At 43.0% G+C, this 25,951-nt stretch carries 24 protein-coding genes; 23 read left to right on the forward strand and 1 reads right to left on the reverse strand.

What is annotated here, in order from left to right; genetic code table 11:
- The first annotated feature begins 445 nt into the window (after positions 1-445).
- From AC4E8A_RS00265 to rsmA, 4 genes are all read left to right on the forward strand, one after another.
- Positions 446-1,213 carry a TatD family hydrolase gene (locus tag AC4E8A_RS00265; protein WP_490196228.1) on the forward strand — a complete coding sequence of 256 codons (768 nt, stop codon included), beginning with the start codon at positions 446-448 and terminating at the stop codon, positions 1,211-1,213.
- A gap of 242 nt (positions 1,214-1,455) precedes the next feature.
- On the forward strand, positions 1,456-2,688 hold the full coding sequence (locus AC4E8A_RS00270) for a resuscitation-promoting factor (protein ID WP_490196229.1): 1,233 nt from the start codon (positions 1,456-1,458) through the stop codon (positions 2,686-2,688).
- A 150-nt stretch (positions 2,689-2,838) separates the two neighbouring features.
- On the forward strand, positions 2,839-3,399 hold the full coding sequence (rnmV, locus tag AC4E8A_RS00275) for a ribonuclease M5 (RefSeq protein WP_490196230.1): 561 nt from the start codon (positions 2,839-2,841) through the stop codon (positions 3,397-3,399).
- Positions 3,392-4,270 carry a 16S rRNA (adenine(1518)-N(6)/adenine(1519)-N(6))-dimethyltransferase RsmA gene (rsmA, locus tag AC4E8A_RS00280; protein ID WP_490196231.1) on the forward strand — a complete coding sequence of 293 codons (879 nt, stop codon included), beginning with the start codon at positions 3,392-3,394 and terminating at the stop codon, positions 4,268-4,270. The genes rnmV and rsmA overlap by 8 nt, the downstream gene beginning before the upstream one ends.
- A gap of 1,140 nt (positions 4,271-5,410) precedes the next feature.
- On the opposite strand, the gene AC4E8A_RS00285 is transcribed toward rsmA, so the two are convergent.
- A complete protein-coding gene (locus tag AC4E8A_RS00285) occupies positions 5,411-5,812 on the reverse strand; it encodes a VOC family protein (RefSeq protein WP_490196232.1) in 402 nt (133 codons plus the stop codon).
- 436 nt (positions 5,813-6,248) lie between these two features.
- Here AC4E8A_RS00285 and yabG point away from each other — a divergent pair, with 436 nt between their 5' ends.
- The 19 genes from yabG (at position 6,249) to yabQ (ending at position 25,950) form a co-directional block, all read left to right on the forward strand.
- Positions 6,249-7,142 (forward strand): sporulation peptidase YabG, encoded by an 894-nt coding sequence (yabG, locus tag AC4E8A_RS00290; protein ID WP_490196233.1) that lies wholly within the window; start codon positions 6,249-6,251, stop codon positions 7,140-7,142.
- A 363-nt stretch (positions 7,143-7,505) separates the two neighbouring features.
- Positions 7,506-7,772, forward strand: a complete 267-nt coding sequence (gene veg / locus AC4E8A_RS00295; RefSeq protein WP_409252466.1) for a biofilm formation stimulator Veg — start codon at positions 7,506-7,508, stop codon at positions 7,770-7,772.
- Positions 7,773-7,946: 174 nt separating this feature from the next.
- On the forward strand, positions 7,947-8,126 hold the full coding sequence (locus AC4E8A_RS00300; protein WP_490196234.1) for a small, acid-soluble spore protein, alpha/beta type: 180 nt from the start codon (positions 7,947-7,949) through the stop codon (positions 8,124-8,126).
- Between the two features lie 334 nt (positions 8,127-8,460).
- Positions 8,461-9,330 (forward strand): 4-(cytidine 5'-diphospho)-2-C-methyl-D-erythritol kinase, encoded by an 870-nt coding sequence (ispE, locus tag AC4E8A_RS00305; RefSeq protein WP_490196235.1) that lies wholly within the window; start codon positions 8,461-8,463, stop codon positions 9,328-9,330.
- 62 nt (positions 9,331-9,392) lie between these two features.
- Complete coding sequence (gene purR, locus AC4E8A_RS00310) at positions 9,393-10,241, forward strand: pur operon repressor (protein ID WP_490196236.1); 849 nt, start codon at positions 9,393-9,395, stop codon at positions 10,239-10,241.
- Between the two features lies 1 nt (position 10,242).
- Positions 10,243-10,617: a RidA family protein gene (locus AC4E8A_RS00315; protein ID WP_490196237.1), complete on the forward strand. Its 375-nt coding sequence runs from the start codon at positions 10,243-10,245 to the stop codon at positions 10,615-10,617.
- A 277-nt stretch (positions 10,618-10,894) separates the two neighbouring features.
- Positions 10,895-11,191, forward strand: a complete 297-nt coding sequence (gene spoVG, locus AC4E8A_RS00320) for a septation regulator SpoVG (RefSeq protein WP_113928178.1) — start codon at positions 10,895-10,897, stop codon at positions 11,189-11,191.
- A 272-nt stretch (positions 11,192-11,463) separates the two neighbouring features.
- On the forward strand, positions 11,464-12,840 hold the full coding sequence (gene glmU, locus AC4E8A_RS00325; protein WP_490198729.1) for a bifunctional UDP-N-acetylglucosamine diphosphorylase/glucosamine-1-phosphate N-acetyltransferase GlmU: 1,377 nt from the start codon (positions 11,464-11,466) through the stop codon (positions 12,838-12,840).
- A 13-nt stretch (positions 12,841-12,853) separates the two neighbouring features.
- Positions 12,854-13,813: a ribose-phosphate diphosphokinase gene (locus AC4E8A_RS00330; RefSeq protein WP_119548677.1), complete on the forward strand. Its 960-nt coding sequence runs from the start codon at positions 12,854-12,856 to the stop codon at positions 13,811-13,813.
- A 380-nt stretch (positions 13,814-14,193) separates the two neighbouring features.
- A complete protein-coding gene (locus tag AC4E8A_RS00335; RefSeq protein WP_490196238.1) occupies positions 14,194-14,841 on the forward strand; it encodes a 50S ribosomal protein L25/general stress protein Ctc in 648 nt (215 codons plus the stop codon).
- Between the two features lie 101 nt (positions 14,842-14,942).
- Positions 14,943-15,500, forward strand: coding sequence for an aminoacyl-tRNA hydrolase (gene pth / locus AC4E8A_RS00340; protein WP_490196239.1), 558 nt, complete (start codon positions 14,943-14,945; stop codon positions 15,498-15,500).
- Positions 15,501-15,570: 70 nt separating this feature from the next.
- A complete protein-coding gene (gene fin / locus AC4E8A_RS00345) occupies positions 15,571-15,801 on the forward strand; it encodes an anti-sigma-F factor Fin (RefSeq protein ID WP_490196240.1) in 231 nt (76 codons plus the stop codon).
- Positions 15,802-16,136: 335 nt separating this feature from the next.
- The gene (gene mfd, locus AC4E8A_RS00350) at positions 16,137-19,670 is read left to right on the forward strand and encodes a transcription-repair coupling factor (RefSeq protein ID WP_490196241.1); all 3,534 of its coding nucleotides are present in this window, start codon (positions 16,137-16,139) and stop codon (positions 19,668-19,670) included.
- A gap of 999 nt (positions 19,671-20,669) precedes the next feature.
- Positions 20,670-21,206, forward strand: coding sequence for a stage V sporulation protein T (gene spoVT / locus AC4E8A_RS00355; RefSeq protein WP_490196242.1), 537 nt, complete (start codon positions 20,670-20,672; stop codon positions 21,204-21,206).
- A 134-nt stretch (positions 21,207-21,340) separates the two neighbouring features.
- Positions 21,341-22,933, forward strand: coding sequence for a putative polysaccharide biosynthesis protein (locus AC4E8A_RS00360; RefSeq protein WP_490196243.1), 1,593 nt, complete (start codon positions 21,341-21,343; stop codon positions 22,931-22,933).
- Between the two features lie 17 nt (positions 22,934-22,950).
- The gene (yabN, locus tag AC4E8A_RS00365) at positions 22,951-24,411 is read left to right on the forward strand and encodes a bifunctional methyltransferase/pyrophosphohydrolase YabN (RefSeq protein WP_490196244.1); all 1,461 of its coding nucleotides are present in this window, start codon (positions 22,951-22,953) and stop codon (positions 24,409-24,411) included.
- Positions 24,412-24,677: 266 nt separating this feature from the next.
- On the forward strand, positions 24,678-24,944 hold the full coding sequence (locus AC4E8A_RS00370) for an RNA-binding S4 domain-containing protein (protein ID WP_490198731.1): 267 nt from the start codon (positions 24,678-24,680) through the stop codon (positions 24,942-24,944).
- Positions 24,945-25,024: 80 nt separating this feature from the next.
- Positions 25,025-25,327 (forward strand): sporulation protein YabP, encoded by a 303-nt coding sequence (yabP, locus tag AC4E8A_RS00375; protein ID WP_490196245.1) that lies wholly within the window; start codon positions 25,025-25,027, stop codon positions 25,325-25,327.
- A complete protein-coding gene (yabQ, locus tag AC4E8A_RS00380; RefSeq protein ID WP_490196246.1) occupies positions 25,324-25,950 on the forward strand; it encodes a spore cortex biosynthesis protein YabQ in 627 nt (208 codons plus the stop codon). Before yabP ends, yabQ begins: the two co-directional genes overlap by 4 nt.
- Position 25,951 lies beyond the last annotated feature (1 nt).

Here is a 25,951-nt window from a genome sequence, read left to right on the forward strand (position 1 = left end):
GTTTACTGGTGATAGTAGAGGGTAACAATAATCTTGCATTATGGTTTAAATCCTCAAGGAACCCTTATAAAAATAGAGGATCACATTGAAAACTGCACCTCTCATGTGTAAGCGGAAGGAGGGAGCTTGGGGGAATTGAGCACAAGGGAGACCCCGAAAAGTGAATCGATCTCCAGCAAGCTGGAGCTTCCGTATTCCGCTATGCGATGAATCAACAACAGCATCTACTTTCATTGTGCTTCCTCCATCCCGGTCGTAAACCTTTGATCTGTATGCAGCTGAACGATCTCTTCTTTCTAATCCATCACCTGTTGCGCGGAATTCTTGAATTTGCAGCGGCAATGAAGTTGCCAGTGGAATTCCATTTGTTATGAAAACGTTACATAAGTGAGAAGCTTGTCATGGAAGAATATTATAAAATAATAGTATTAAAAGGAGTCTTATTATGTTGTTTGATACACATGTCCATTTGAACGCTGAGCAATTCAATGAAGATTTAGAGCAAGTCATTGAGCGGGCACAAAATGAGGGAGTCCAAAACATGGTTGTTGTCGGCTTCGATCGCCCAACCATCAAAAAGGCGATGCAGCTTGTTGAGGAATATGACTTTCTCTACGCAGCTATTGGATGGCACCCGGTCGATGCCGTTGATATGACGGATGAAGATTTAAAGTGGATTGAAGAATTGTCCGCTCATCATAAAGTTGTCGCTATAGGGGAAACAGGATTGGATTATCATTGGGATAAGTCCCCGAAAGACATACAGCAGGAAGTTTTCCGCAAACAGATCAGGCTGGCGAAGAAAGTCAAGCTCCCGATTGTTATACATAACCGAGAAGCTACACAGGACATAGTAGATATATTACAAGAAGAAGATGCGAAAGAAGTAGGCGGCATCATGCACTGTTTCAGCGGCAGTCCGGAAACGGCCCGTGTATGCCTTGATATGAATTTTCTCATTTCATTGGGAGGTCCGGTTACCTTCAAAAATGCCAAGAAGCCGAAAGAAGTGGCGGAGGAAGTACCCTTGGAAAAGCTTCTGATCGAGACCGACTGCCCGTATCTTGCACCCCATCCTTACAGGGGAAAGCGTAATGAACCTTCTTATGTGAAATTGGTTGCTGAACAAATCGCTGAATTAAAAGGCATCTCATTTGAAGAAGTGGCGGATATCACAACCCGGAATGCAAAGAAATTATTCGGCATAGATTGATAAGTGAATTTGTCGAGGTTTGGGAAAGCTTGTCCATCTTCCAATCAAAAATCTAAAGTTCTACATTTCTCATCTCTTTCATAGGATAACCATGTCGATAAGTTATCCTTCCCTTTTGGTTTGAGTTTTTGCATAATGGCGATATGTTCCCAAAATTACTAGACTCATAAACTAAGGGGGTTAGGCTTGACAAGTGTGTTGCTAGTCTAATATAATCACTCCGAGAAAAGGAGGCGTTTTTCATGAGTGAAGAAAACATGAAAAACCTGTTTTCCAAGTCGATGAAAAAAAGGAAATGGGCCATTCTGTCCGTAAGTATACTGGCGTTTGCGGCAGTTTTCGGTTACCTTCTGTTCGAGGGGACAAAGAAGTCGGTCGCACTGACACTGAATGGCGAAGAAAAGGAAATTAGAACACACGCAAATACGATACATGATATTTTGCAAGATATGAAAATTCCTTTGCAATCTGAAGACTATTTGTATCCTACAGGATCGACCGAGGTTACAAATAACATGAAAGTGGTTTGGGAACCGGCAAAACAGGTAGAAATAAAGGTTGGAAGTGAAAACAAGAAGGTCTGGACGACAGCGGAAACAGTCAAGGAACTGCTTGCTGATGAAAAGATCGAGATTGGTGAACATGACAAGGTCAATATAAACCTCGATGAAAGAGTAACAGAGAAAACAAAAGTTGAGATTGTACCTGCATTTCCTGTGAAGCTTGTAGATGGAGGGAATGAAAAGGCTGCATGGTCAACTTCGACTACGGTCGCTGACTTTTTAAAGCAACAAGGAATCACACTAGCGGAAGAAGACCGAGTGGAACCCAATTTAGACAGCACTGTTAAAGTGAATGGTGTTGTAAATGTCGTTCGAGTTAAAAAAGTCACCGATGTAGTGGAAGAACCAAAAGAATTTACTGTTGTAACCAGAAAGGATTCCGACCTCAGCAAAGGGAAGGAAGAAGTCATTCAGGATGGACAGCAGGGCTTGATCGAGAAAAAGTATGAGGTTGTTAAAGAAAATGGCAAAGAAGTATCACGAAAACTTGTCAGTGAAAAAACTGTAAAAGAGAGCCAGGATAAAATCGTCAGTGTCGGTACAAAGGTACTGGTTGCCCAGGTGTCACGCGGCAGTTCTTCCAGCTCTGCTTCAAGCAGTTCCTCATCCAGTTCAAGCAGCGGCAAGGAATTCTACGTGAGCTCTACAGCATACACGGGCAGCTGCAACGGATGTTCCGGTGTCACAGCTACGGGAATTAACCTAAAAGCCAATCCGGGAGTCAAAGTGATCGCTGTCGACCCTTCAGTTATTCCATTGGGAACAAAAGTGTATGTTGAAGGATATGGATATGCAGTGGCTGCCGACACAGGCGGAGCGATTAGAGGGAATAAGATTGACGTATTCTTCTCTTCTAAATCTGATGCATACCACTGGGGACGTAAACAAGTCAAAATCAAAATCTTAAACTAAGTTACAGGGCAGGGGGGATTTCCCCCTGCTTTTTTGAATTTCTTTTCTCTTTAACCTATAAAACGATATAATAATCCTTGCAAGCAAAATTACTTGTTACTTATTAGACGCATTAGATTACAAAAATGTTTCAATTTTTTCGGAGGAATTATGAAAATAAAAGAAATTATTGTGGTAGAGGGCAGAGACGACACAACCGCGTTACGCCGTGCGGTCGATGCGGATACTATTGAAACAAATGGTTCGGCTGTTTCAAAAGAAACTTTATTGAAAATAAAACACGCTCAGGAAAAAAGGGGGGTCATTATTTTTACTGATCCTGATTATCCTGGTGAACGAATAAGAAAAATAGTAAGTGACCATGTCCCGGGATGTAAGCACGCCTTCATCACTAAACGTGACGCTCTTCCCAGGAATGGAAGAGGGCTAGGGGTGGAGCATGCCTCACCTGCTGCGATACAAGAGGCTCTAAAGGAAGCTCATATCATGAATGAATCCCTCCAGGAAGAAATCAGTGTGGATGATTTGATTGATGCTGGCCTGATAGGCGGACCTAAAGCCAAGGCGAGAAGGGAGCGGCTTGGAGAGATGTTGAGAATTGGATACACGAATGGAAAACAGCTTCATAAAAGATTAAAGATGTTTGAGATCAAACAAGAGGAGTTTGCAGAAGCCATCAAAACGATATTACAGGAGGAAACAGATGCATAAAGATATTGCTACCCCTATACGAACGAAGGAGATATTGAAGAAGTATGGCTTTTCATTTAAAAAGAGCCTTGGGCAGAACTTCTTGATTGACCCTAATATATTAAGAAATATCACTGAATATGCCGGCCTCACGGAAAAAACAGCGGCCATTGAAATTGGTCCCGGAATTGGGGCACTGACCGAGCATCTGGCACGATCTGCAGGAAAGGTCCTTGCATTTGAAATTGACCAGCGGCTACTGCCAATCCTTGCAGATACACTTTCTCCTTATAAAAATGTAACGGTTGTGAATGAAGACATCCTGAAAGCAAATGTGGAGGAAATGATTGAAAAAGAATTGGCGGAGTACGAAGATATCATGGTCGTGGCAAACTTGCCATACTATGTGACAACGCCAATCATCTTAAAGCTTCTAACAGAAGGGCTGCCGGTCAAGGGGATCTGTGTGATGCTTCAGAAGGAAGTAGGGGACAGGATTGCGGCGAAGCCAGGGACCAAGGAGTATGGCTCCCTTTCAATTGCTATTCAGTACTATACGGAAGCAGAGACGGTCATGACGGTGCCGAAGACCGTCTTCATGCCTCAACCGAATGTGGAGTCGGCTGTCATCAGGCTGATGAAAAGAGAAAAGCCTGCAGCGGAAGTGGATGATGAAGAGTTTTTCTTCCAGGTGACGAGGGCGTCGTTTGCGCAAAGGCGTAAAACAATCCTAAATAATTTAACCAGCCAGCTGCCGGACGGAAAACAGAAAAAGGATGGAATTTTGGCCTCTTTGGAAAAAGCGGCTATCGACCCGGGGAGAAGGGGAGAAACCCTCAGTATTCAAGAGTTTGCCAGTTTGAGCAACTCTCTTCTTCCATTATTTAAATAGGCTGTTTTCGCATATATTGTTACTTCCGGAAAAATCCCAAAAGCCGAATTTTCCCCTGCATACTACGTTTTTCGCTCTGAAAGGAGAGAGAAGCTCTTTTCTCTCTTGCTAAACAGGGGTTTTTCCGTTTCATTACTCCACTTTCTTTCGGAATTATTATCAAATAGCAACAAAGCTTACGGAAAGAGCCCTCTAAATAGAGCAAATAACCCGTTCGGTTGAGAGGGAGAAAATGCCTATTTGCTGGTGGTTTTGCGGGTTAAAATACAAAGATTTTTGCAGGCTGTTTTGAAGTGTAATGTGTATGAAAAATTGCACAAAAAAGAGGAGCTGCCAACGACCTTGCAGCTCCTCACTTCTATTATGCGGTATTTAATTAAGCCCCAGATCGGTTGAACAGCGGGTTTCCCGTTAAACTTTGCATTCTTCAGCAATGAAACCAGGTTCTCTGCTAATTGAGGTGTATAGAGGGAAAAATTCCCCTTAATTAGCAAATCGTATTGAAAACAGCTTAAATAGAGGGAGAAATTCCTCTTATTTGACTCAAAAGACGGGAAAATAGGCAGCTTTGCTTTGTATAAAGGGAAAAACTCCCCTTATTTTCCGCAAAAACCACGTCTACTCTACATCTAACGGTAAAATCTCCCCTTATTTTTCTCCCACTGGGTTATTCCCCTTCATCTTCCCATCTATTGTATCTGGCACTAACGAATCCGCGGACAAATTTGTAACATAAAATGCAGACCAGTTTGCAACACCACATACATTTATGCGGTAGTGCAAATCGGCCTGCAAATCAGTATGCAGCAATAAGCGAAAAAACTTCAAAACCATTGGTATGCCGATACAAAATGCTATGCAAATTGTACCGCAAATTACCTTTCTATTTATTGGTTTCTCTGCACTGAACGGGTTAATAGAGCAAAGGACCAGGGATTTTTTCCCCGGTCCTTCTTTGTGATAGGCCACTGAAGGTAAACTAGGGGTCTTCAGCATGATATAGCGGCTGGCATACTTCCCCGTCTCCTTCTAGCGAAAAGTCAGCATTGACACACGCCGCACGTTGCGTGTCTTTATTCTATGCGGAGCCTCTTCCATCCGTACTCAGCTGAGTACGGAGCTTGGGCTTTTCATATGTTTTCATTGCCCATCATGCAGTACATTCGTGGCACTAAGTAGATTTCCATCTGGATCCCTGAAACCGAAACCGCCATATCCATGCTCAGGGTGGACATTCAGCGGGCCGACATCAATTTCCTTTGCTTTCAGCCATTCGTAGAATCCCTCTAAGTCAGCAGTATAAAAATCAATGATGCTGTGTTCCACATCGTTATTCGAATTCCTGAAAGATACCTGGTCTATTTCCTCGGTTTCAACCATAAATATAGTTGGTACTCCTTTTTTCTTGAATGTCAGCATGGCATTCTTTTCACCCTTGAATTCAACTTCAACACCTATTACCTCTTTATAAAAGGGAATGGCTTTCTCAAGACTGCTGACAGGTATTTCTAAAGTAGCTACATGGGAAATAAAATCAGACATTTAATGACCTCCTTTTATTTTACAAATACATAATTTCGATTCAGCAGCCTAAATTCCCTTTATTAGACACCGATTAATTGTTATTGAAGAAGAAGAGGTAGTCTCAATTCAACTTTAGGACTTCGTAAAGTGGTTGAAAGGAAAAGACCTACTGTCTGCTGCGGGGATACGTCAAGCTCCTGGCCGTGGCTGCCTAACCAAGTATTTGTGCGAAGTAACTTTTACTCATTAGTTTCAATGTGGTTTTTCTTAATCATGGGCGGGGTCTTCCAATTTGCAAGCTGCTGAACAGCAGTATCCATTTATAAGCTCATGCCCCGTCCTGGGGAGTTGTGCGCCAAACAGCAGAAACGGACTGCTTATCACTGGTGACACCGATTTTCGGGCTGGTGCATAGGTTACTAAAGGAATATTTATTTAAAGGATGTACTATCCAATGGAGTTGACGCCAGTGAAATTAGAGGTCAATGCAATCGTCGGCCGGAAGTCTCACCAGTGTGACATTTTATTTCGGATTATCGATATAATGGAATCGGGCGGCGTTCGAACAGCGATATTATATGGAGAAGACTATAGACTGGTTGCAGATGCCCCTATTGAGGACCTGGAACTTATTGATCCCCGTGAATACAGAAGGAGGACCAGGGAGTTCAGGTCCATGGAACAGCAGTCGCTGGAGTTGTTTCGACAGGATATCGACTTGCAAAAACAGAAACAGGAATATAACTCTACGAATGCGTATCGTGAAGAATACAATTATTTTCATGTGCCGGGAAAGGTGCTTCACCTGGATGGGGATCAGTCATATTTGCAAAAGTGCCTTGATTTATATGAAAAGATAGGGGTTCCTGTCACGGGCGTTCACTGCAACGAGAAAGAAATGCCGGAAAGAATCGGTCCGTTAATTGAGAAATATCGTCCGGATATACTTGTGATCACTGGCCATGATGCATATACAAAATCGAAGGGCAAGAAATCGGATATAAATGCATACCGACATTCACGTTTCTTTGTCAACACGGTCAGGGAAGCCCGGAGACGAGTGCCGCATCTCGATCAGCTTGTTATCTTTGCAGGAGCATGCCAATCACATTTTGAATCGTTAATCCACGCAGGAGCCAATTTTGCAAGTTCCCCGCAGCGTGTGAATATTCATGCCCTGGACCCTGTTTATATCGTCGCCAGAATCAGTTTTACCGCATTTACAGACCCGGTCAACTTGTGGGACATTTTAAGGAATACTCTTACGGGTGATAAAGGCTTGGGAGGAATTGAAACACGGGGCGTGCTTAGAACAGGAATGCCATACAAGCCAGTGGAGGATGAGTAATAGAGAAGCCGTATGAAGTGCATTCAATACGGCTCTTTTCATTAAACTGTCCTCAAGGAGAGGGGCAGTCCTAATCATGTGTTGGGAAACGGCTTTTAGGGTACTAAGTATAAAAAGCAAGAAAAGGATAAAGGAAAATCCTAAAGAAATTCGACAAGAACGTATAAAAACAGTCAAAACCATTGCTGAAAAAATCACTTACATATTATGAAAGTACTAGGGGAAATATAATATTGTTGAAAAAAAAAGCATTTTGTTGAATGAAAAGCATTGACAGAGTTTAAACGTTATTGATAAAATTATAAATTTATTTGACTTTCTTTACATAAAGTGTTATACTAATTACAGTGAGGTGGAAGCGTAATGCCAAAAACATTAGCCGACATAAAAAAATCCCTTGATTCTAATTTAGGAAAACGCTTGATGCTTAAAGCCAATGGCGGACGTCGCAAAACGATTGAACGTTCTGGTGTGTTAGCAGAGACCTACCCTTCAGTATTTGTTGTACAATTAGATCAAGAAGAAAATGCGTTTGAAAGAGTTTCTTACAGCTATGCAGATGTACTCACTGATACAGTTGAGTTAACTTTCTATGATGAAGCAGCAGGGGCCATGATCCTAGAGCAGTAAACGAATATGTTTGCTGCTTTTTTATTTGGTTTAAGCCAGGTACATTCAAGAAGACTTATTGATCATTTTCCATAGTTATTGTTTATATTGGTATTTCAGGTGACATCCTCCTCGTAATGTTTCCGGTTTTTTGCTCAAGCTAATGATGCGGCCCTTAAACAAGGAGGGATAGTGATGAGCAGGAGACGAAGGATAATGTCTGAACGCTTAAAGGAAGAAATTGCAAAAGAACTTGGCTTCTATGATACAGTCCAGCGCGAAGGCTGGGGAGGCATCCGGTCGAAGGACGCCGGTAATATGGTCAAAAGAGCGGTAGAGCTTGCGCAAAGAGGAATGATTAACAAACAATCCTAAGATTCCTGGAATAGTGAACTGCTGATTTGCCGCAAACATAGACCGGCTTAAAGGGAAAACTCCTTCAAGCCGGTCTATTTTCCGTTCCTAAAGAAAAAAACTGGTTTAAAACCCGCTGTTTATGAATTATATTTCCTGATAAAGGCTAGCATGAGAGTGAACTGTGTAAAAAAGTCGGGGTTTTGCAGCATGCCAAACAAGGAATATGCTAAAATAGTCTTCATAGATATTTCCACGAAAAGCATAATGCGAACGAATAGGACATTTCACCATTAATTATCCTGTTTTCATGGAGAATGTTCAGTTAATTGGTTTGTAAAAGTAGGTGATTTATATGAGAACGTTAGTAAAGGCGCCGGCCAAAATCAATCTCACGCTTGATGTCCATCATAAACGCCCGGATGGGTATCATGAAGTGGAAATGATTATGACGACCATTGATTTAGCCGACCGGATTGAATTACAGGAATTGAAAGAAGATACGATTGAAATCTTGTCGCATAATCGATTTGTTCCGGATGATCAGCGCAATCTTGCCTATCAGGCAGCTCATTTATTGAAAGACCGGCTGGGGATCAAAAAAGGCGTATCGATTTCCATTGATAAAATCATCCCGGTAGCAGCTGGCCTTGCTGGCGGAAGCAGTGATGCTGCGGCTACTCTTCGGGGATTGAACGATCTTTGGAAGCTCGGGCTGTCATTGGATGAACTTGCAGTGCTTGGCTCTGAGATTGGTTCCGACGTTTCCTTCTGTGTGTATGGAGGAACGGCACTGGCCAAAGGAAGAGGAGAAAAAATTCAGCACATCAAGGCACCGCCAAACTGCTGGGTTATCTTGGCCAAGCCTTCGATCGGAGTGTCCACGGCTGATGTATACAAGAACCTTAGGCTTGATCACGTAAGCCATCCTGATACAAAAGGAATGCTGTCTGCTTTGGCACAGGGTGATTATAATCGTATGTGTTCGAGTTTGGGGAACGTATTGGAGTCTGTAACATTGAAGATGCATCCAGAGGTCCAGCAGATTAAAGAGCAAATGGAGCGTTTTGGTGCTGATGCTGTATTGATGAGCGGAAGCGGGCCCACTGTGTTTGGCTTAGTTCAATATGAGTCAAGGCTGCCAAGGATTTACAATGGCCTTCGCGGATTTTGTGACCAGGTCTTTGCTGTCAGGATGCAGGGAGACCGAAATACGCTTGCTTAAATCCGTATATTAATGATATATTTAGCTTATAATATTCGGATTTTAGGGAGGTAGACGATGAAGTGAAATTCAAAAGAAGTGAACGGCTGATTGACATGACGCACTATTTACTTGAACGTCCGCATCAACTAGTGCCTCTTACATTTTTTTCTGAGCGATACAGTTCTGCCAAGTCATCGATCAGTGAAGACCTTGGCATCATCAAAGAAACCTTTGAGACAAGAGGGGTAGGAACTGTCCAAACAGTGCCTGGCGCTGCTGGCGGTGTAAGGTATATCCCTAAAGTCAATGTTTCCGATGCCAAAGAAGCTATAGAAGAGTTATGTGGTCACCTGGCTAATCCGGACCGGCTGCTTCCAGGGGGCTATTTATATATGACCGATCTGCTGGGCAATCCCCGTGCTATGGATAAAGTTGGGAAACTCTTTGCTTCTGCATTTTCTAACAGTGATATCGATGTGATTATGACTGTGGCTACGAAAGGGATACCAATTGCCCATGCTATAGCCAGTCATATGAACGTTCCAGTGGTGATTGTCCGCAGAGACAGCAAAGTGACAGAAGGTTCAACGGTCAGTATTAACTATGTGTCCGGTTCCACAAAACGGATTCAGACCATGGTCCTTTCTAAAAGAAGCTTAAGGGAAGGTTCAAAAGTCCTGATCGTGGATGACTTCATGAAAGCTGGAGGAACAGTTAACGGCATGAAGAACCTGCTGGATGAGTTCTCTGCAGAACTGTCTGGGATTGCTGTCCTGGTAGAAGCGGAAAAGGCAGATGAACGCCTGGTAGATGAGTATATATCTCTGGTGAAATTGTCGGATGTAGATGTGAAGGAAAAGCAAATCAACGTATCTGAAGGCAATTACTTTCAATCAAACATCTCATTTCTTGAAACGGGAGGAAGTTAACATGAGAAGCATTTCCACGCCCAATGCCCCAGCGGCCATCGGTCCGTACTCTCAAGGGGTCATCGTCAACAATTTATTCTACAGTTCAGGCCAGATTCCTTTGACAGCAGAGGGATCAATGGTGGAGGGACCGGTTGAAGACCAGACCCATCAGGTATTTAAGAACCTCCAGGCAGTTTTGGAGGAGGCAGGAGCATCACTTGGTACAGTGGTGAAAGCAACAGTCTTCATTAAAGACATGGACGACTTTGGGGCTATCAATGAAGTCTATGGTCAATATTTTGATACTCATAAACCCGCAAGGTCCTGCGTAGAGGTAGCAAGGCTGCCAAAAGACGCGCTTGTTGAAATTGAAGTCATTGCGCTGGTTAAATAATAATGGATAAAAACAGGTAACGCGAAAAGCGTTACCTGTTTTTTTAGGGAGAGAAATCCTCTTACCAGTCTTGCGGGGGGGTTTGTTTAATGCTCAGTGAAAATATAATTAAAACAGGTCATTTTCCCTATCTAATCAAAGTTTAAACCGCCTTTTCAATGAAAATCTTAAAAAAAATATAATTTTTTCAAAATATTTTACAAATTAAGAAGGAATTGAGAAAATTTCGTTGAATAGATTAAGTAGATTTCATCTAGGGAAAAAGGTGGTGAACACAGTGGAAGTAACAGATGTCAGATTACGCCGTGTGAATACCGATGGTCGAATGAGAGCCATTGCTTCCATTACACTGGACAATGAATTTGTCGTTCATGATATTCGTGTAATTGATGGCAACAACGGATTGTTTGTGGCAATGCCAAGCAAACGCACTCCTGATGGGGAATTCCGTGATATCGCTCATCCTATCAATTCAGGTACCCGTGGTAAGATCCAAGAAGCCGTTCTTACAGAATACCATCGTTTAGGTGAGTTGGAAGAAGTGGAACTCGAAGAAGCTGGAAGTGCTTCTTAATAGAATATTGACAGCAGGAGCCTACTTCAATAGTAAGGCTCTCTTTTTTTGCCTTCTTATAATGCCTTCCATTAGTAATCCCCCGAATAGTCTCTCTATGCCAGTTTCCATTCACACAGTTGTCCTTCATTTTTTACAGTCCGTTATTTTGTGTCAGGAATAATCATGCCGAGCGTTGTCAAATATGTGTATTTTAAAGAGATTCCTTGAAATATACAGGTTTTTAGGATATATTCGTAATGGAAAAAAGGATAATGGAGGGCCCTAAATATATGACCAATCGATATGCCGTGATTTTAGCAGCAGGACAGGGAACCAGAATGAAATCCAAGTTATATAAAGTGTTGCACCCGGTTTGTGACAAGCCGATGGTAGAACATGTGGTAGATCAAATTACCGCTCTCGATATAAATAAGACCGTTACAATTGTAGGCCATGGCGCCGAGCTTGTTCAGACTCATCTGGAGGGCAGAAGTGAATTTGCTCTGCAGGCGGAACAGCTGGGCACTGCACATGCAGTTATGCAGGCGGAAGATGCCCTTGGCAGTTTGGAAGGAACCACTATTGTTGTCTGTGGAGATACTCCGCTTATTAAGGCTGACACGATGGAAGCGCTATTAAAGCATCATGATGAGCTGAAAGCAAAAGCGACCATCCTGACAGGAAAGCCTGAAGATGCAGCCGGCTACGGAAGAATCATCCGTAATGAAGAAGGGCTAGTGGAAAAAATTGTTGAACATAAGGATGCTTCCGAAGAGGAGCGGCTTGTTGACGAAATCAATACAGGAACTTACTGCTTCGATAATAAAGCACTTTTTGAAGCGTTGAAGAAAGTGTCTAATGACAACAGCCAGGGCGAATATTACTTACCAGATGTGATTGAAATCCTGAAAGAAGAAGGAGAAGTCGTCAGTGCTTACCAAACGGATGACTTTGAAGAAACCCTGGGTGTCAATGATCGTGTGGCGTTGTCGCAGGCTGAACAAATCATGAAGAAGCGAATCAATGAAAAGCATATGAGAAATGGTGTTACCTTCATTGATGCAAACACTACTTATATCGGGGCAGACGTTGAGATTGGGCGTGACACCGTGATTCACCCAGGCTCAGTAATCAAAGGTTCCACTGTCATCGGAGAAGATTCGGTCATCGGTCCTCATACGGAAATAAAAGACTGCACGATCGGAGACAATACGGTGATCAAGCAATCGGTTGCCCATGATAGTGAAATTGGCTCTGATGTCAATATTGGTCCGTTTGCTCATATCCGCCCTCAGTCACAGGTGATGGATGAGGTCAAGGTCGGCAACTTTGTTGAATTGAAAAAAGTGAAATTCGGGAAGGGCAGCAAAGCTTCTCACCTAAGCTATATCGGGGATGCCGAAGTGGGCGAAGACGTAAACATCGGCTGTGGATCCATTACGGTCAATTACGATGGAAAGAATAAGCACCTGACAAAAATTGAAGATGGCGTTTTTGTCGGCTGCAATTCAAACCTTGTAGCTCCTGTCACTATTGGAAAAGGAGCGTATGTCGCTGCCGGTTCCACCATTACACAGGATGTTCCGGGGGAAGCCTTGTCCGTTGCCAGAGCACGTCAAGTGAATAAAGAGAACTATGTAAATAAATTAAATCTTAACAACAACTAATTTGGAGGTTGCCATGCCTAACAGTTACTCTAATTCTAAACTGAAAATCTTTTCTTTGAATTCGAATCCTGCTCTTGCAGAAGAAATTGCAAAAGAAGTGGGAGTGCCACTTGGTCAGTGTACAGTAAAACAATTCAGTGACGGAGAAATTCAAATCAATATTGAAGAAAGCATCCGCGGCTGTGATGTATTTGTAATCCAATCAACAAGTGCTCCTGTAAATGAAAACCTGATGGAACTGCTGATCATGGTTGATGCCCTTAAGAGAGCATCTGCAAAGACTATTAATATTGTGATGCCATACTATGGGTACGCAAGACAAGATCGTAAAGCGCGTGCCCGTGAGCCGATCACAGCTAAGCTTGTAGCGAATCTTCTTGAGACTGCCGGTGCTTTTCGTGTTATCACTCTTGATCTGCATGCACCTCAGATCCAAGGCTTCTTTGATATCCTGATCGACCATTTGATGGGTGTACCGATTTTGGGCGATTACTTCCTTGAAAAAGGCTTCAACTCTGAAGATGTCGTTGTTGTCTCTCCTGACCATGGCGGGGTGACGAGAGCCCGTAAATTAGCTGAAAGGTTGAAAGCGCCGATTGCCATCATCGATAAGCGCCGTCCTAAACCAAATGTATCCGAGGTTATGAACATCGTTGGTAACATCGATGGAAAAATTGCGATCCTGATCGATGATATCATTGATACAGCCGGGACAATTACGCTGGGAGCCAATGCCTTGGTTGAAAATGGAGCAAAGGAAGTTTACGCTTGCTGTACACATCCAGTTCTCTCAGGTCCTGCAATTGAAAGAATCCAGAATTCAAAAATCAAAGAATTGGTAGTAACAAACTCCATTCCTCTAACTGAAGATAAAATGATTGATAAAATCGAGCAGCTTTCTGTTGCTCCTCTAATCAGTGAAGCCATCATCCGCGTTTACGAGGAACAATCAGTAAGTACATTGTTTGATTGATCATTACTAAAAACCAGACGAGACTCTTCGTCTGGTTTTTGCTTTGAATTCTAAGTGAAGCCGGGTGATGTGGTGACCTTGAAACAGTTGAACATTGCAATGAAGCCAGTAGATAAGAATCTTAAATAGTAGAACACCTAGAAAAGGTCATCTCTGGATAGCCACCTGATCTTCACATGTAATAAGTTTATTATAAAAGATTTTGATAATGATCTTTAGAGAGTCATTCGTAAATGAAACTATTACGGATCATCTTATCCGTGTAGAGAAAGTGACAACCTCCATGAGAAGTATTTTTAACCAACCTGTTTAATATTACCTTTTTTAGGGTATTTTCTATAGAGAGACTAATATAGAAAACTGAGGAAGGGGTTTTAATCATGGCTGTAGAACTTAAAGCTAATAGCCGTACAAGCGGCAGACGATCAGATCTAACCAAACTTCGACATCAAGGGAGTATTCCTGCAGTAGTATACGGATATAAAACAGACACTACACCTATTGCGATTGATTCAATTGAGTTCATTAAAACGATGAGAGAGGCAGGACGCAATGGGATCATCTCTTTAAATATTGATGGTAACACACAGAATGTTGTATTAAGTGAATATCAACAGGATCATATCAAGGATGCTGTCACCCATGCTGATTTTCTGGCAGTGAATATGTCCAGTGAGATGGATGCGGATGTCCGTATCGAGCTTGTGGGTGAATCAGCAGGTGTTAAAGACGGAGGCGTCTTACAGCAGCCGCTGCACGATGTATCCGTAACAGCTAAACCTTCTGATATACCTGACAGCATTCAAGTTGATATTTCCCGACTTCAAGTTGGAGAAACCATTACGGTCGGTGATATCAAAGGAAAACACTCCTTTACCATTAACGCAGAGGATGAACGTACAATTGCCTCTGTCCTGGCACCTCGCCAAGAGGAAGAAATCAGCTCCGGCGAAGAACAGGAAGCAGGTCAGCCTGAAAATGAGGAAGGCCGTGAGACAGACGCAAGCGGCGAAAGTGAAGGAGCTTAAGAATACGATAAATATATCTCCGGACGCAGCCTTTGCGGGTTGCGTCTTTTATCATTTATGCTTATGGTATTGATAGTGCATGAAAAATGAGGTGTAAAATCATGAAATTAATAGTCGGGCTGGGGAATCCAGGGTCACAATATGATCATACAAGACATAATATTGGCTTTGAGATTATAGATGAATTGGCCAAAAGGTTTGACAGTCCCCTGAATCAGTCTAAATTTAAAGGGGTATATACAAGCGTCCACTATAAAGGAGAAAAGGTCATATTACTTAAGCCTCTTACATATATGAACTTATCGGGAGAAAGTATTGTTCCTCTGATGGACTACTTTGATATCGATGAGGAGGATTTGGTAGTAATATATGACGATCTTGATTTGCCGGTCGGAAAATTACGGCTTCGCCAAAAAGGGAGTCCGGGCGGCCATAATGGCATGAAGTCCATCATTGCCCATTTGGGTACCCAGCAGTTCAACAGGATACGAGTGGGCATTGACCGCCCGCCAAGTGGAATGAAGGTCCCCGATTATGTGCTTGGGAAATTTACACTGGAAGAGTGGGAAACGATGCAGGATGTAATCAAATCCAGTGCCGATGCTTGTGAGGCATGGTTGGAAAAGCCTTTCCTTGAAGTAATGAATACATTTAACTGAATGAGAAGCTGTATAACTCTTTCAGAACCCGTTCATACTAATGACAGGTGTTTTTTGAAGGAGGAATAATATGGCGATTCATTATTACTGCCGCCATTGCGGTTATAAAGTTGGAAGCTTGGAACAAGTTTCGGTACATTCCGAACAAGTGGGCCTGCATAAACTTTCTGATGAAGACCGCATGAATATGGTATCATATGAACAAAATGGAGATATTCATATTAAAACGATTTGCGAGGACTGCCAGGAGTCACTGAATCGCAATCCGGATTATCATCAATCAGATTATCTGATCCATTAAGGGGCTTTGGTATAAACCAAAGCATTTTTCTGTTGATATAAGTCCTATGTTTCTGATGGCCGGGTGTTTGTTGATAGACTGTGAGCCAGAGGAATCGAGAATTTATTTATAGAGACCAGCCTTTAGTTTCGTCAATGTGGCCTGCTTAACGTTGATTGCCGCTGCAGCCGGATTCGCCTCCTCGGCTGCGCCTGTGGAGTCTCACTAACCCGCAAGCCTACAGAAGCCTTCAAGCTTCGGCTTCAATTAACAATAGGTACCATGGATGGCTGGAGTTAATTAACCCATTTTTTAGAAAAAGAAATATATATAAAATAGAGAGGAGGAAGACTCCCTTGAAAAGCATTCTACACTTCATTGGTCAGAATGAAGAATTGGAGGCCTTGGCTGCCGGGGTAGAGGAAGGCCTTGGGGAACAACTTGTTGCAGGGTTGTCAGGCTCTTCACGAAGCATGTTCATCGCTTCTATGTTCCGAACAACAGGGAAATCAGCCATTGTCCTTACCCACAATTTGCTGCAGGCACAAAAAATCTATGATGACCTTCTTCAATTTTTGTCTGATGAAGAAGTTTACCTTTACCCAGCCAATGAATTGATTGCTGCAGAATTAAGTGTCGCAAGCCCCGAGTTGAAGTCACAGAGGATTGAGGTTTTAAACAGGCTTGCCTTGGACCAGAAAGGGATATTTGTCGTTCCGGCTGCCGGTTTAAGAAAGATCCTGCCGCCAAAATCACTATGGAAATCAATGCAGCTGTCATTCACTCTGGGAGAAGATATCGACTTGGACAACCTTTTAAATCAGCTGTTGGTCATGGGTTATCAGCGCAGTGAAATGGTCGGGACACCGGGAGAATTCAGTTTACGGGGAGGTATTCTTGACATTTTCCCCCATACAATGGAAACGCCAGTCCGTATCGAGTTGTTTGATACAGAGGTCGATTCCATTCGTTCCTTTTCATTAGAAGATCAAAGGTCGATCGAGAAGATGAAAGAGGTTCATATTGGCCCCGCTTCAGAAACGATCATGAAGGGCGGGCATCTTGAGACTATTATCGAGAGGCTGGAATCAGGACTTTCCAAAAGCCTGAAAAAACTAAAAAGTGACCCGGTGAAGGAAAAGCTGACTCAGAATATCAGCTATGAGTTGGAACAGCTGAAGAATGGCCAAAAGCCGGAACAGGTATATAAATATCTATCGTTTGCTTACGAGGAACCTGCTAGCTTGCTAGATTATCTTCCGGAAGAAGGCATTTTCTTTCTTGATGAGCTGGGCAGAATACAGGAAATGGGCGAGTCCTTGGATAAAGAAGAAGCAGACTGGTATACATCTCTTTTACAAGAAGGGGAAATTGTCCATGATGTCCCAGTCTCACACAACCTTTCAAAGCTGTTGATTCAGACCAGTCTGCCGAAGGTTTATTTCTCTTTATTCCTGCGTCACATCCCGAATTCCAGCCCGCAGAATATTTTCAATATTTCCAGCAAGCCTATGCAGAGCTTTCATGGGCAGATGCATGTCCTAAAAGCAGAACTTGACCGCTGGAAAAAAAGTAATTTCACTATCATCCTGCTAGGACCTGATGAAGACCGCATAAAGAAGCTCCAACGGGTTCTGGATGACTATGATATTGAGGTAGCGGTGGCACCGGATGGCGGTAAATTGTTAAACGGCCAGGCACAAATCATGAGTGGGCATCTAACAAGCGGGTTTGAGCTCCCAATGATGAAGATTGCTGTATTGACAGAAGAAGAGCTCTTCAATAAAAAAACGAGAAAAGCACCGCGAAAGCAAAAACTTTCAAATGCGGAAAGGATTAAAAGCTATTCCGAGTTGAAAGTCGGCGACCATGTTGTCCATGTCAACCATGGAATTGGAAAATACTTAGGGATTGAAACCCTTGAGATCAATGGTGTTCATAAGGATTATCTTCATATTAAATATCAGGGAAATGACAAGTTGTATGTTCCTGTCGAACAGTTTGATCTTGTTCAAAAGTATGTGGCTTCTGAGAGCAAGGAGCCTAAACTGTATAAACTGGGCGGATCCGAATGGAAAAAGGTCAAAAGTAAAGTTGAATCATCCGTAAAGGATATCGCAGACGATCTTATCAAGCTTTATGCAGAACGCGAAGCTTCCAAAGGATATGCCTTTTCTCCTGACGGTGATATGCAAAGAGAATTTGAAACTGCCTTTCCATATCAGGAAACGGAAGATCAGCTGCGTTCCATCGATGAAATCAAAAAAGATATGGAACGAGAACGTCCAATGGACCGCCTGCTTTGCGGGGATGTAGGCTATGGTAAAACAGAAGTAGCCATCAGGGCCGCTTTTAAAGCGGTAGTGGATGGAAAACAGGTAGCCTTGCTAGTACCGACCACAATCCTTGCACAGCAGCACTATGAAACAATGAAAGAAAGGTTTCAGGATTTCGGCCTTGAAGTCGGCCTGCTTAGCAGGTTCCGGACGAAAAAGCAGCAGACAGAAACCATTAAGGGAATCAAAGCGGGTACTGTCGATGTCGTCATCGGCACACATAGGATTTTATCAAAAGATATACAATACCGTGAATTAGGTCTGCTGATTATTGACGAAGAACAAAGGTTCGGGGTTACACATAAAGAGAAAATCAAGCAACTGAAGACCAATGTCGATGTACTGACTTTGACGGCGACACCAATCCCACGGACACTGCACATGTCGATGCTTGGGGTCAGGGATCTCTCGGTTATTGAAACGCCGCCGGAAAACCGCTTCCCAGTGCAGACATATGTCATGGAATACAACGGTGTCCTGATCAAGGAAGCAATTGAACGAGAACTTGCCAGAAATGGACAGGTGTACTTTCTGTATAACCGGGTGGAAGATATCGAGCGGAAAGCAGAGGAAATTTCCATGCTTGTTCCAGATGCAAGAGTGGCATTTGCTCATGGGAAGATGAATGAGAATGAACTGGAATCGATCATCCTCAGCTTTCTGGATGGTGAATATGATGTTCTTGTCACAACGACCATCATTGAAACGGGTGTCGACATCCCGAATGTCAACACGCTGATTGTGTATGACGCTGACCGGATGGGTCTTTCCCAGCTTTATCAGTTAAGAGGACGGGTCGGACGTTCCAACAGGGTGGCCTATTCCTATTTCACCTATCGAAAAGATAAAGTACTTACTGAAGTTGCTGAAAAAAGACTGCAGGCTATTAAAGAGTTTACCGAGCTTGGTTCCGGTTTTAAAATTGCCATGCGAGATTTGACGATCAGGGGAGCTGGTAATATTCTTGGGGCCCAACAGCATGGATTCATTGATTCTGTCGGTTTCGATCTTTATTCACAAATGCTGAAAGAGGCTATTGAAGAAAGAAAAGGCGACCTGCCAAAAGAGAAGGGGTATTCTTTTGAAGTCGACATGGAAATTGATGCTTACATCCCTGATGACTATATCAAGGACGGCCATCAAAAGATTGAAATGTACAAGCGCTTCCGTTCTGTTTCTACACTGAAGGAAGTAGAAGAGCTGCAGGATGAAATGCTTGATCGTTTCGGGGAATATCCTGAAGAAACTGCGTACCTCTTCCAGATTGCAGAAATGAAGGTATATGCAAGACAGGCGAAGCTGGAAAGCATCAAGCAGAACAAAAAAGAAATGTCGATTTTTATGTCGCCCGAGGGCACTCAGGAAATCGACGGCAGCAAGGTGTTCGATATCTGCAACAAGCATGGGCGTGCAGTCGGCCTGGGCATGGAAGAACAGAAATTAAAAATCACGATCAATACAAACAGAATGAAAACATCACAATGGTTCAATATTGCTTATGATATCGTGAAAAACATCCAATTTGCGAGGAAGGATGCAGAAGTCCATTCCTGATTAAAACACCCGGTCGCGAGGGAACTGAAAAAGTCCAAGAAAAATTTAAAAGGCAGAATCGTTCAATTCAATGAGCGATTCTGCCTTTTTTACTTGAGATTTTATGAGAAAATGTTGATTTCCGTTCCAGGTGTACGACTCCGCGGGGCGGGCGGTGAGCCTCCTCAGCTGCGCCTGCGGGGTCTCACCTGTCCCGCTAATCCCGCAGGAGGTCGCCCATCTTCCACTCCAATCAACAAGCTGGTAATAGGATACTATCCACTATCAAATCCTTATTTTATAATAGAAGTATCAAACACTGCCCCAGCGGCTAGCAGATTTCAGTCTCTCTCCTTGCGAATCCAGCTCCAATGCCCAGCTGCTAGCGGACTTCCGGGCTCCTCCTTGCGATAAGTCAACATCAACTCACTATGTTCGTTGTGTTTCCTTTATCTCATGCGAGAGCCCTCCAATCTGTACGCCGCTAAACTGGGCCGCTTCCGCTTTATATGTAATCCAGCTCCAGCGCCTAGCCCCTCGGGGTCATAAGCCAATCTGTCAGGAAGGTTAAAGAGCAACCTTCCCGCCGGCTCGTCTTATGCCTGTCGGGGCTGATCGAGGCGCTTTCGCTTTTTAGTCAATCCAGCTCCAGCGGCCAGCGCCTAGCGGATTTCAGTCTTCTTCCTTGCGATAAGTCATCATCGAATCGCTCCGCTCTTCGTGATTCCTTTATCTCATTCAGAAGCCTTCCAATCCGTACGTCGCTGAACGGCCGCTTCCGCTTTATATGTAACCTAAATGTAATAAGCGATTTTTGTTTATTTTGGACGAGCTCGGGTATCTAATTAATGAAGCCGCTGTTGGTAAAATAAACCTCAACTAGAACAAAAACGTAATTTCAGAAAAAAATTTGTATAGTGCATAGAAGTTTCCTGTTGAAGGATACTAAAGTCAAGTTTGGTAATGAATACAAAAGTAATTACCGAAAAAAATCATCTGATGAAAGTGAGGCAACTATAGATGAAAGCAACTGGTATTGTTCGTCGTATTGATGATTTGGGTCGTGTCGTTATTCCAAAGGAAATTCGCAGGACTCTAAGGATTCGCGAAGGTGACCCGTTGGAAATTTTCGTTGATAGAGACGGAGAGGTCATCTTGAAAAAATACTCACCAATCAGTGAGTTAAGTGATTTTGCAAAAGAATATGCTGAAGCTTTGTATGACAGTCTTGGAAGCTCCGTCATTATCTCCGACAGGGACGTTATAATTACAATTGCAGGTGGCTCTAAAAAAGAATACTTAAACAAGAATATTAGTGATCTCATTGAAAAGCAAATGGGAGAACGCAATTCCGTACTTCACACTCAGCAAGGAAAAATTGAGTTGGTGGATGGTTTTGAAGAGGAAGTCTCTTCTTATACAATCGCTCCGATCATTGCAAATGGTGATCCAATTGGATCCGTAACCATTTTCTCGAAGGATAAGACAATCGGTGAAGTTGAGCAAAAGGCAGTCGAAACGGCAGCGGGCTTTTTAGCAAGACAAATGGAATCCTAATGCAGGAGCGGTGGTTCACCGCTTCTTTTTTTGTGCTCTTAAGGGGATCCGCCGAAGGTTGAAGATGAAGGTCATGGGAGAAATTGTGTTATAATACAGTACATTAATTTGCATAGGAAGGCAGGAACCAACGATTGCCTTACGATATTACTTCAAAAAAACTGGTAATGGGAACGTTTATCCTAACAGCGGCAGCTCTGATTACAAAAATACTTAGCGCCGTTTACCGGATTCCTTTCCAAAATATTGTCGGGGATATAGGATTTTATATTTATCAGCAGGTCTATCCTTTCTATGGTATAGCCCTTGCTCTTTCTACATATGGATTTCCGGTGATTATTTCAAAAATGATTGCCGAGCGGCAGGAGGGAAAGAATGAAAAAGAAATTCACGCCGTCATCCAATCTTCTTTTCTTTTTCTAACCATCACAGGAGTCCTTTGGTTTCTGGTTATTTACTTTGGGGCAGGTTCCATTGCTTCCTTAATGGGTGATTCTCAACTGAAAGCGCTGATTGAATTGATCAGTGTCACTTTTTTGCTGCTTCCGTTTATATCGGGCCTTAGAGGTTTTTACCAGGGAACAGGCAATATGGTGCCAACTGCAATTTCCCAGGTGGGGGAGCAGCTTGCAAGAGTTGCTACCATCATTTCCTTCTCTGCCATCCTTACAGCTAAGGGGTATTCCTTATATATGGCTGGTGCCGGGGCTTTGTTCGGCTCGCTTACCGGAGGGCTGATATGTATCTTCATACTTTTTACATTTGTATGGAAGGACAATATCCGGGTGTTCTTTCCCATCAGGTTGAGGGCTGACTATAAAGAGATCTGGTCAAGACTACTGAAGCATGGGACAGCCATATGTGTAAGCGGAATGCTGCTTGTATTGCTTCAACTGATCGACGCGTTAAATGTTTATTCACTGTTGCTGCAATCAGGGTTGTCGGAAGAAGATGCAAAACAATTAAAAGGAATCTATGACAGGGGCCAGCCGTTCATTCAGCTGGGTACCGTTGTCAGTACATCTCTTTCCTTAACACTGGTACCGATGATTACAGCAGCTTTCCGAAAAGGCGAAAAGGATGATATGACCCGGAAAATCAGGCTGGCATTAAAAATCGGCAGTCTAGCAGGATTTGCAGCTGCCCTTGGACTGATTAATATCATAGAACCAACAAACATCATGCTCTTTCAAAACAGCTCCGGTTCGGATGTCATCGCTGTTTTCTGTATATCCGTTCTATTCAGCTCGATTATTTTAACTGTTTCGGGCATCCTTCAGGGAGTAGAACTGATCTATTTTCCTGCATGGACAATAATAGGAGGACTCACCGTTAAATATATGTTAAATAACCTGCTTGTAAGCCGGTATGGAACAATGGGGGCATCGATATCGACCATCATCGCTTTAGCGGTGATTACCATTATTCTTGTAATACGGCTTAAGAAGCAATTTGCGTTTCTATTTCTGTCCCCGCGTTTTTATCTTGTTACCGGAACAGCCGGAGCAGGAATGACAGCTGGTTTGCAGCTTTACTTCTTTCTTTTTGGCATGCTGGCAGGAGAAGAGTCAAGGCTGCTGGCTGCTATACAATCATTGACAGGGACTGCGATCGGAGGAATCATTTTTATCTTGATTATTATAAAAGGGAACGTCTTTACACCAAAGGAACTGAATGAGCTGCCGCTTGGCGATAAGCTCAGATCCGTATCTGAACGGATGAAATAAACCACTGGAGGTAGGGTATGCATAAAATTACAGTTGCCGGGCTGGGCGCGGGTGAAATGGACCAATTGCCACTCGGTGTATATAAGCAGCTTAAAGGGAAGAGGAACATATATCTTCGCACGGAACATCATCCTGTCGTGGCACAGTTAAAAGAAGAAGGCTTTGCCTTTGAATCCTTTGATTCTGTCTATGAACAACATGATAGTTTTGAAAAGGTTTATACCGAAATCGTGAAGCAGCTAAAAGAAAAGGCAAAGGATAACGAGATTCTTTACGCAGTTCCAGGTCATCCCCTGGTAGCCGAAAAAACGGTTCAGCTTCTAATTGAAGATTCGGAACAGGAAGGGTTCGAGCTTGATATCATAGGCGGGCAAAGTTTCCTTGATCCATTGTTTGCAGCTGTCAAAGCAGATCCGATTGAGGGCTTCCAGCTGCTGGATGGCACTGATTTGAATTTGGAAGATATCAAGATGGATCAGCATCTGATCATTGGTCAGGTCTATGATGCTTTTGTCGCATCAGATACCAAACTGACTTTGATGGAATTATATCCGTATGATTACAAGGTAAAAATCGTCACAGCGGCAGGAACGAAAAATGAGCTGGTCAAAACGATACCTCTGGTCGAACTGGACCGCGAAGTCCAATTGAATAATCTCACAAGCCTATATGTCCCTCCTGTAGCTGAGATGGCCATGAAATACAAGCAGTTTTCCACCTTCAGGCATATCATTGCACGTTTGCGGGGGCCAGGAGGCTGCCCTTGGGATATCGAGCAGACCCATCATTCTCTGAAGAAGTATTTAATAGAAGAAACATATGAATTATTGGAAGCGATCGAGGAAGAAGATACAGATCATATCATTGAAGAGTTGGGGGATGTCCTGCTTCAGATCATGCTCCATGCTCAAATCGGTGAAGATGAAGGGATGTTCACGATCAATGAAGTAATTGAGGCGGTTGCTGAGAAAATGGTCCGGCGCCATCCTCATGTATTCGGAGATGTGACAGTGGAAACCTCAGACGATGTAAAGGCTAATTGGGAAACGATCAAAAAGGCAGAAAAAGGGGAACAGGAAAAGCCTCTACTTAAAGGGATTGCCAAAGGTTACCCATCCTTGATGAAAGCCTATGAGTTTCAGAAAAAAGCCGCTAAAGTCGGATTTGACTGGGAGTTGGCGGATGATGCTTGGGAAAAAGTGAACGAAGAAATAGAGGAATTCCGTGTTGAAGCAGCGAAAGGAGATAAACACACCCAAGCAAGTGAATTTGGCGATTTGCTGTTTTCTCTGGTCAATATCGCCCGTTTTTATAAAATCCATCCCGAAGAAGCACTGGCGATGGCAAATAATAAGTTCTTCAACAGATTCTCCTATGTGGAACAGAGGGTGAAGGGGAGCAGGAAGAGCTTCGAGGAATTTTCTTTGGATGAATTGGACCAGTTCTGGAATGAAGCAAAAGCAAAAGGAATTCACTGACCAGACACATAGTCAATCATTCCTTTGGGTGATTGGGACTCGATCCGGGTGTCCCCCTGCGGCCAACACCTGACAGATTTCGGTCTCTCTCATTGCGATTCACGCTTCAAAGGCAAGCGGCTGGTGAACATCAACCTTCTTCCATTTTAGTTCCCCGCCCGACCCGGGGATTCACATATCTGAAGAAGAAAGCAGCAGGCACAACCTTCTATAAAAAAAGCACAAAATCAGCTTTAAAATCAAAGGAGAGATTGATAATGGCAACAATGCGTCTAGATAAGTTTTTAAAAGTATCGCGTTTGATTAAACGGCGGACACTTGCAAAGGAGGTCGCCGACAAAGGCAGAATCACGATAAATGGTCTGCAGGCGAAGGCAAGCTCCAACGTGAAAGTGGGAGACGAACTACAGATCCGCTTCGGTCAAAAAGTGGTAACTGCTAAGGTGGACCGTCTGCAAGAATCCACGCGAAAAGAAGACGCAGGTACGATGTATACCATCACCGGAGAAGAAAGAGTGACAGAAGAAGGGTAATGTGAAGGCTTGTTCTATTTTCCTTCCTGCCGCATACATATAATTACAAAGCCTGTACTTTGTGAATGTGGGGGATGAAAATGAATCAGTATCAGGATAATGGAAGTAATAAAGGAACGACGCAGGAACATGATGTCATGATGAGAGGCAGACGCCTGTTGGATATCTCAGGAGTGAAGCAGGTAGAAAGCTTTGATAATGAAGAATTCCTGCTGGAAACAGTGATGGGGTTCCTGTCCATCAGGGGCCAGAATCTGCAAATGAAGAACCTGGATGTAGATAAAGGTGTCGTTTCCATTAAGGGGAAGGTGTTTGATATCGTCTATTTAGACGAACAAAGTGGAGAAAAAGCTAAAGGGTTCTTTAGCAAACTATTCCGATGACACTCTCTGTTCAATTTTATACCATGCTGGCCATGGTCGGCATGGGCAGTGTTTTTGGAGCGACTCTGGATACGTATAACCGTTTTCTCAATAGAAAGATAAGAAGACGCTGGCTTGTTTTCCTGAACGATGTATTGTTTTGGATCCTGCAAGCCCTTTTTATTTTCTACATCCTGTTTTCCGTCAATTTCGGAGAGGTGCGTTTTTACATTTTTGTCGCTTTACTGTGCGGTTTCGCCGGCTATCAGGCCCTCCTTAAGGCACTTTATAAGGCACTCCTGGAAAGGACCATTCAAGGCTGTATCTCCTTCTACAATTTCTTAGTGAAAATGGTGAAGAACCTTATATATTCGCCGATAAAATGGTTGGTACTGCTCCTTGTGACCATCCTCATTGGTTTTGGGAAAGGAATATGGGCCGTTATCTCCGCGCTAACAAAAGCAATTATTGCCATATTGAAAATCGTGTTTACTCCACTCTTATGGGTGGTAAAATTAATTTCGAGCCTTATCCCGAAAAATCTTAAAAAATTCGTCGAGAAGTTATATAATAAATTGGCAGGATATTTATTTCCATTTGTAAAAGTAATTAAGACAATGGTGAAAAAATGGTTTAAGAGATAAA

The sequence above is a fragment of the Bacillus sp. SRL337 genome, from assembly GCF_984799155.1.

What these genes read in the sequence shown, in the direction of transcription:
- AC4E8A_RS00265 (WP_490196228.1), top strand. Translation starts at nt 446, where the DNA reads ATGTTGTTTGATACACATGTCCATTTGAACGCTGAGCAATTCAATGAA.
- AC4E8A_RS00270 (WP_490196229.1), top strand. Translation starts at nt 1,456, where the DNA reads ATGAGTGAAGAAAACATGAAAAACCTGTTTTCCAAGTCGATGAAAAAA.
- rnmV (WP_490196230.1), top strand. Translation starts at nt 2,839, where the DNA reads ATGAAAATAAAAGAAATTATTGTGGTAGAGGGCAGAGACGACACAACC.
- rsmA (WP_490196231.1), top strand. Translation starts at nt 3,392, where the DNA reads ATGCATAAAGATATTGCTACCCCTATACGAACGAAGGAGATATTGAAG.
- AC4E8A_RS00285 (WP_490196232.1), bottom strand. Translation starts at nt 5,812, where the DNA reads ATGTCTGATTTTATTTCCCATGTAGCTACTTTAGAAATACCTGTCAGC.
- yabG (WP_490196233.1), top strand. Translation starts at nt 6,249, where the DNA reads ATGGAGTTGACGCCAGTGAAATTAGAGGTCAATGCAATCGTCGGCCGG.
- veg (WP_409252466.1), top strand. Translation starts at nt 7,506, where the DNA reads ATGCCAAAAACATTAGCCGACATAAAAAAATCCCTTGATTCTAATTTA.
- AC4E8A_RS00300 (WP_490196234.1), top strand. Translation starts at nt 7,947, where the DNA reads ATGAGCAGGAGACGAAGGATAATGTCTGAACGCTTAAAGGAAGAAATT.
- ispE (WP_490196235.1), top strand. Translation starts at nt 8,461, where the DNA reads ATGAGAACGTTAGTAAAGGCGCCGGCCAAAATCAATCTCACGCTTGAT.
- AC4E8A_RS00315 (WP_490196237.1), top strand. Translation starts at nt 10,243, where the DNA reads ATGAGAAGCATTTCCACGCCCAATGCCCCAGCGGCCATCGGTCCGTAC.
- glmU (WP_490198729.1), top strand. Translation starts at nt 11,464, where the DNA reads ATGACCAATCGATATGCCGTGATTTTAGCAGCAGGACAGGGAACCAGA.
- AC4E8A_RS00330 (WP_119548677.1), top strand. Translation starts at nt 12,854, where the DNA reads ATGCCTAACAGTTACTCTAATTCTAAACTGAAAATCTTTTCTTTGAAT.
- AC4E8A_RS00335 (WP_490196238.1), top strand. Translation starts at nt 14,194, where the DNA reads ATGGCTGTAGAACTTAAAGCTAATAGCCGTACAAGCGGCAGACGATCA.
- pth (WP_490196239.1), top strand. Translation starts at nt 14,943, where the DNA reads ATGAAATTAATAGTCGGGCTGGGGAATCCAGGGTCACAATATGATCAT.
- fin (WP_490196240.1), top strand. Translation starts at nt 15,571, where the DNA reads ATGGCGATTCATTATTACTGCCGCCATTGCGGTTATAAAGTTGGAAGC.
- spoVT (WP_490196242.1), top strand. Translation starts at nt 20,670, where the DNA reads ATGAAAGCAACTGGTATTGTTCGTCGTATTGATGATTTGGGTCGTGTC.
- yabN (WP_490196244.1), top strand. Translation starts at nt 22,951, where the DNA reads ATGCATAAAATTACAGTTGCCGGGCTGGGCGCGGGTGAAATGGACCAA.
- AC4E8A_RS00370 (WP_490198731.1), top strand. Translation starts at nt 24,678, where the DNA reads ATGCGTCTAGATAAGTTTTTAAAAGTATCGCGTTTGATTAAACGGCGG.
- yabP (WP_490196245.1), top strand. Translation starts at nt 25,025, where the DNA reads ATGAATCAGTATCAGGATAATGGAAGTAATAAAGGAACGACGCAGGAA.
- yabQ (WP_490196246.1), top strand. Translation starts at nt 25,324, where the DNA reads ATGACACTCTCTGTTCAATTTTATACCATGCTGGCCATGGTCGGCATG.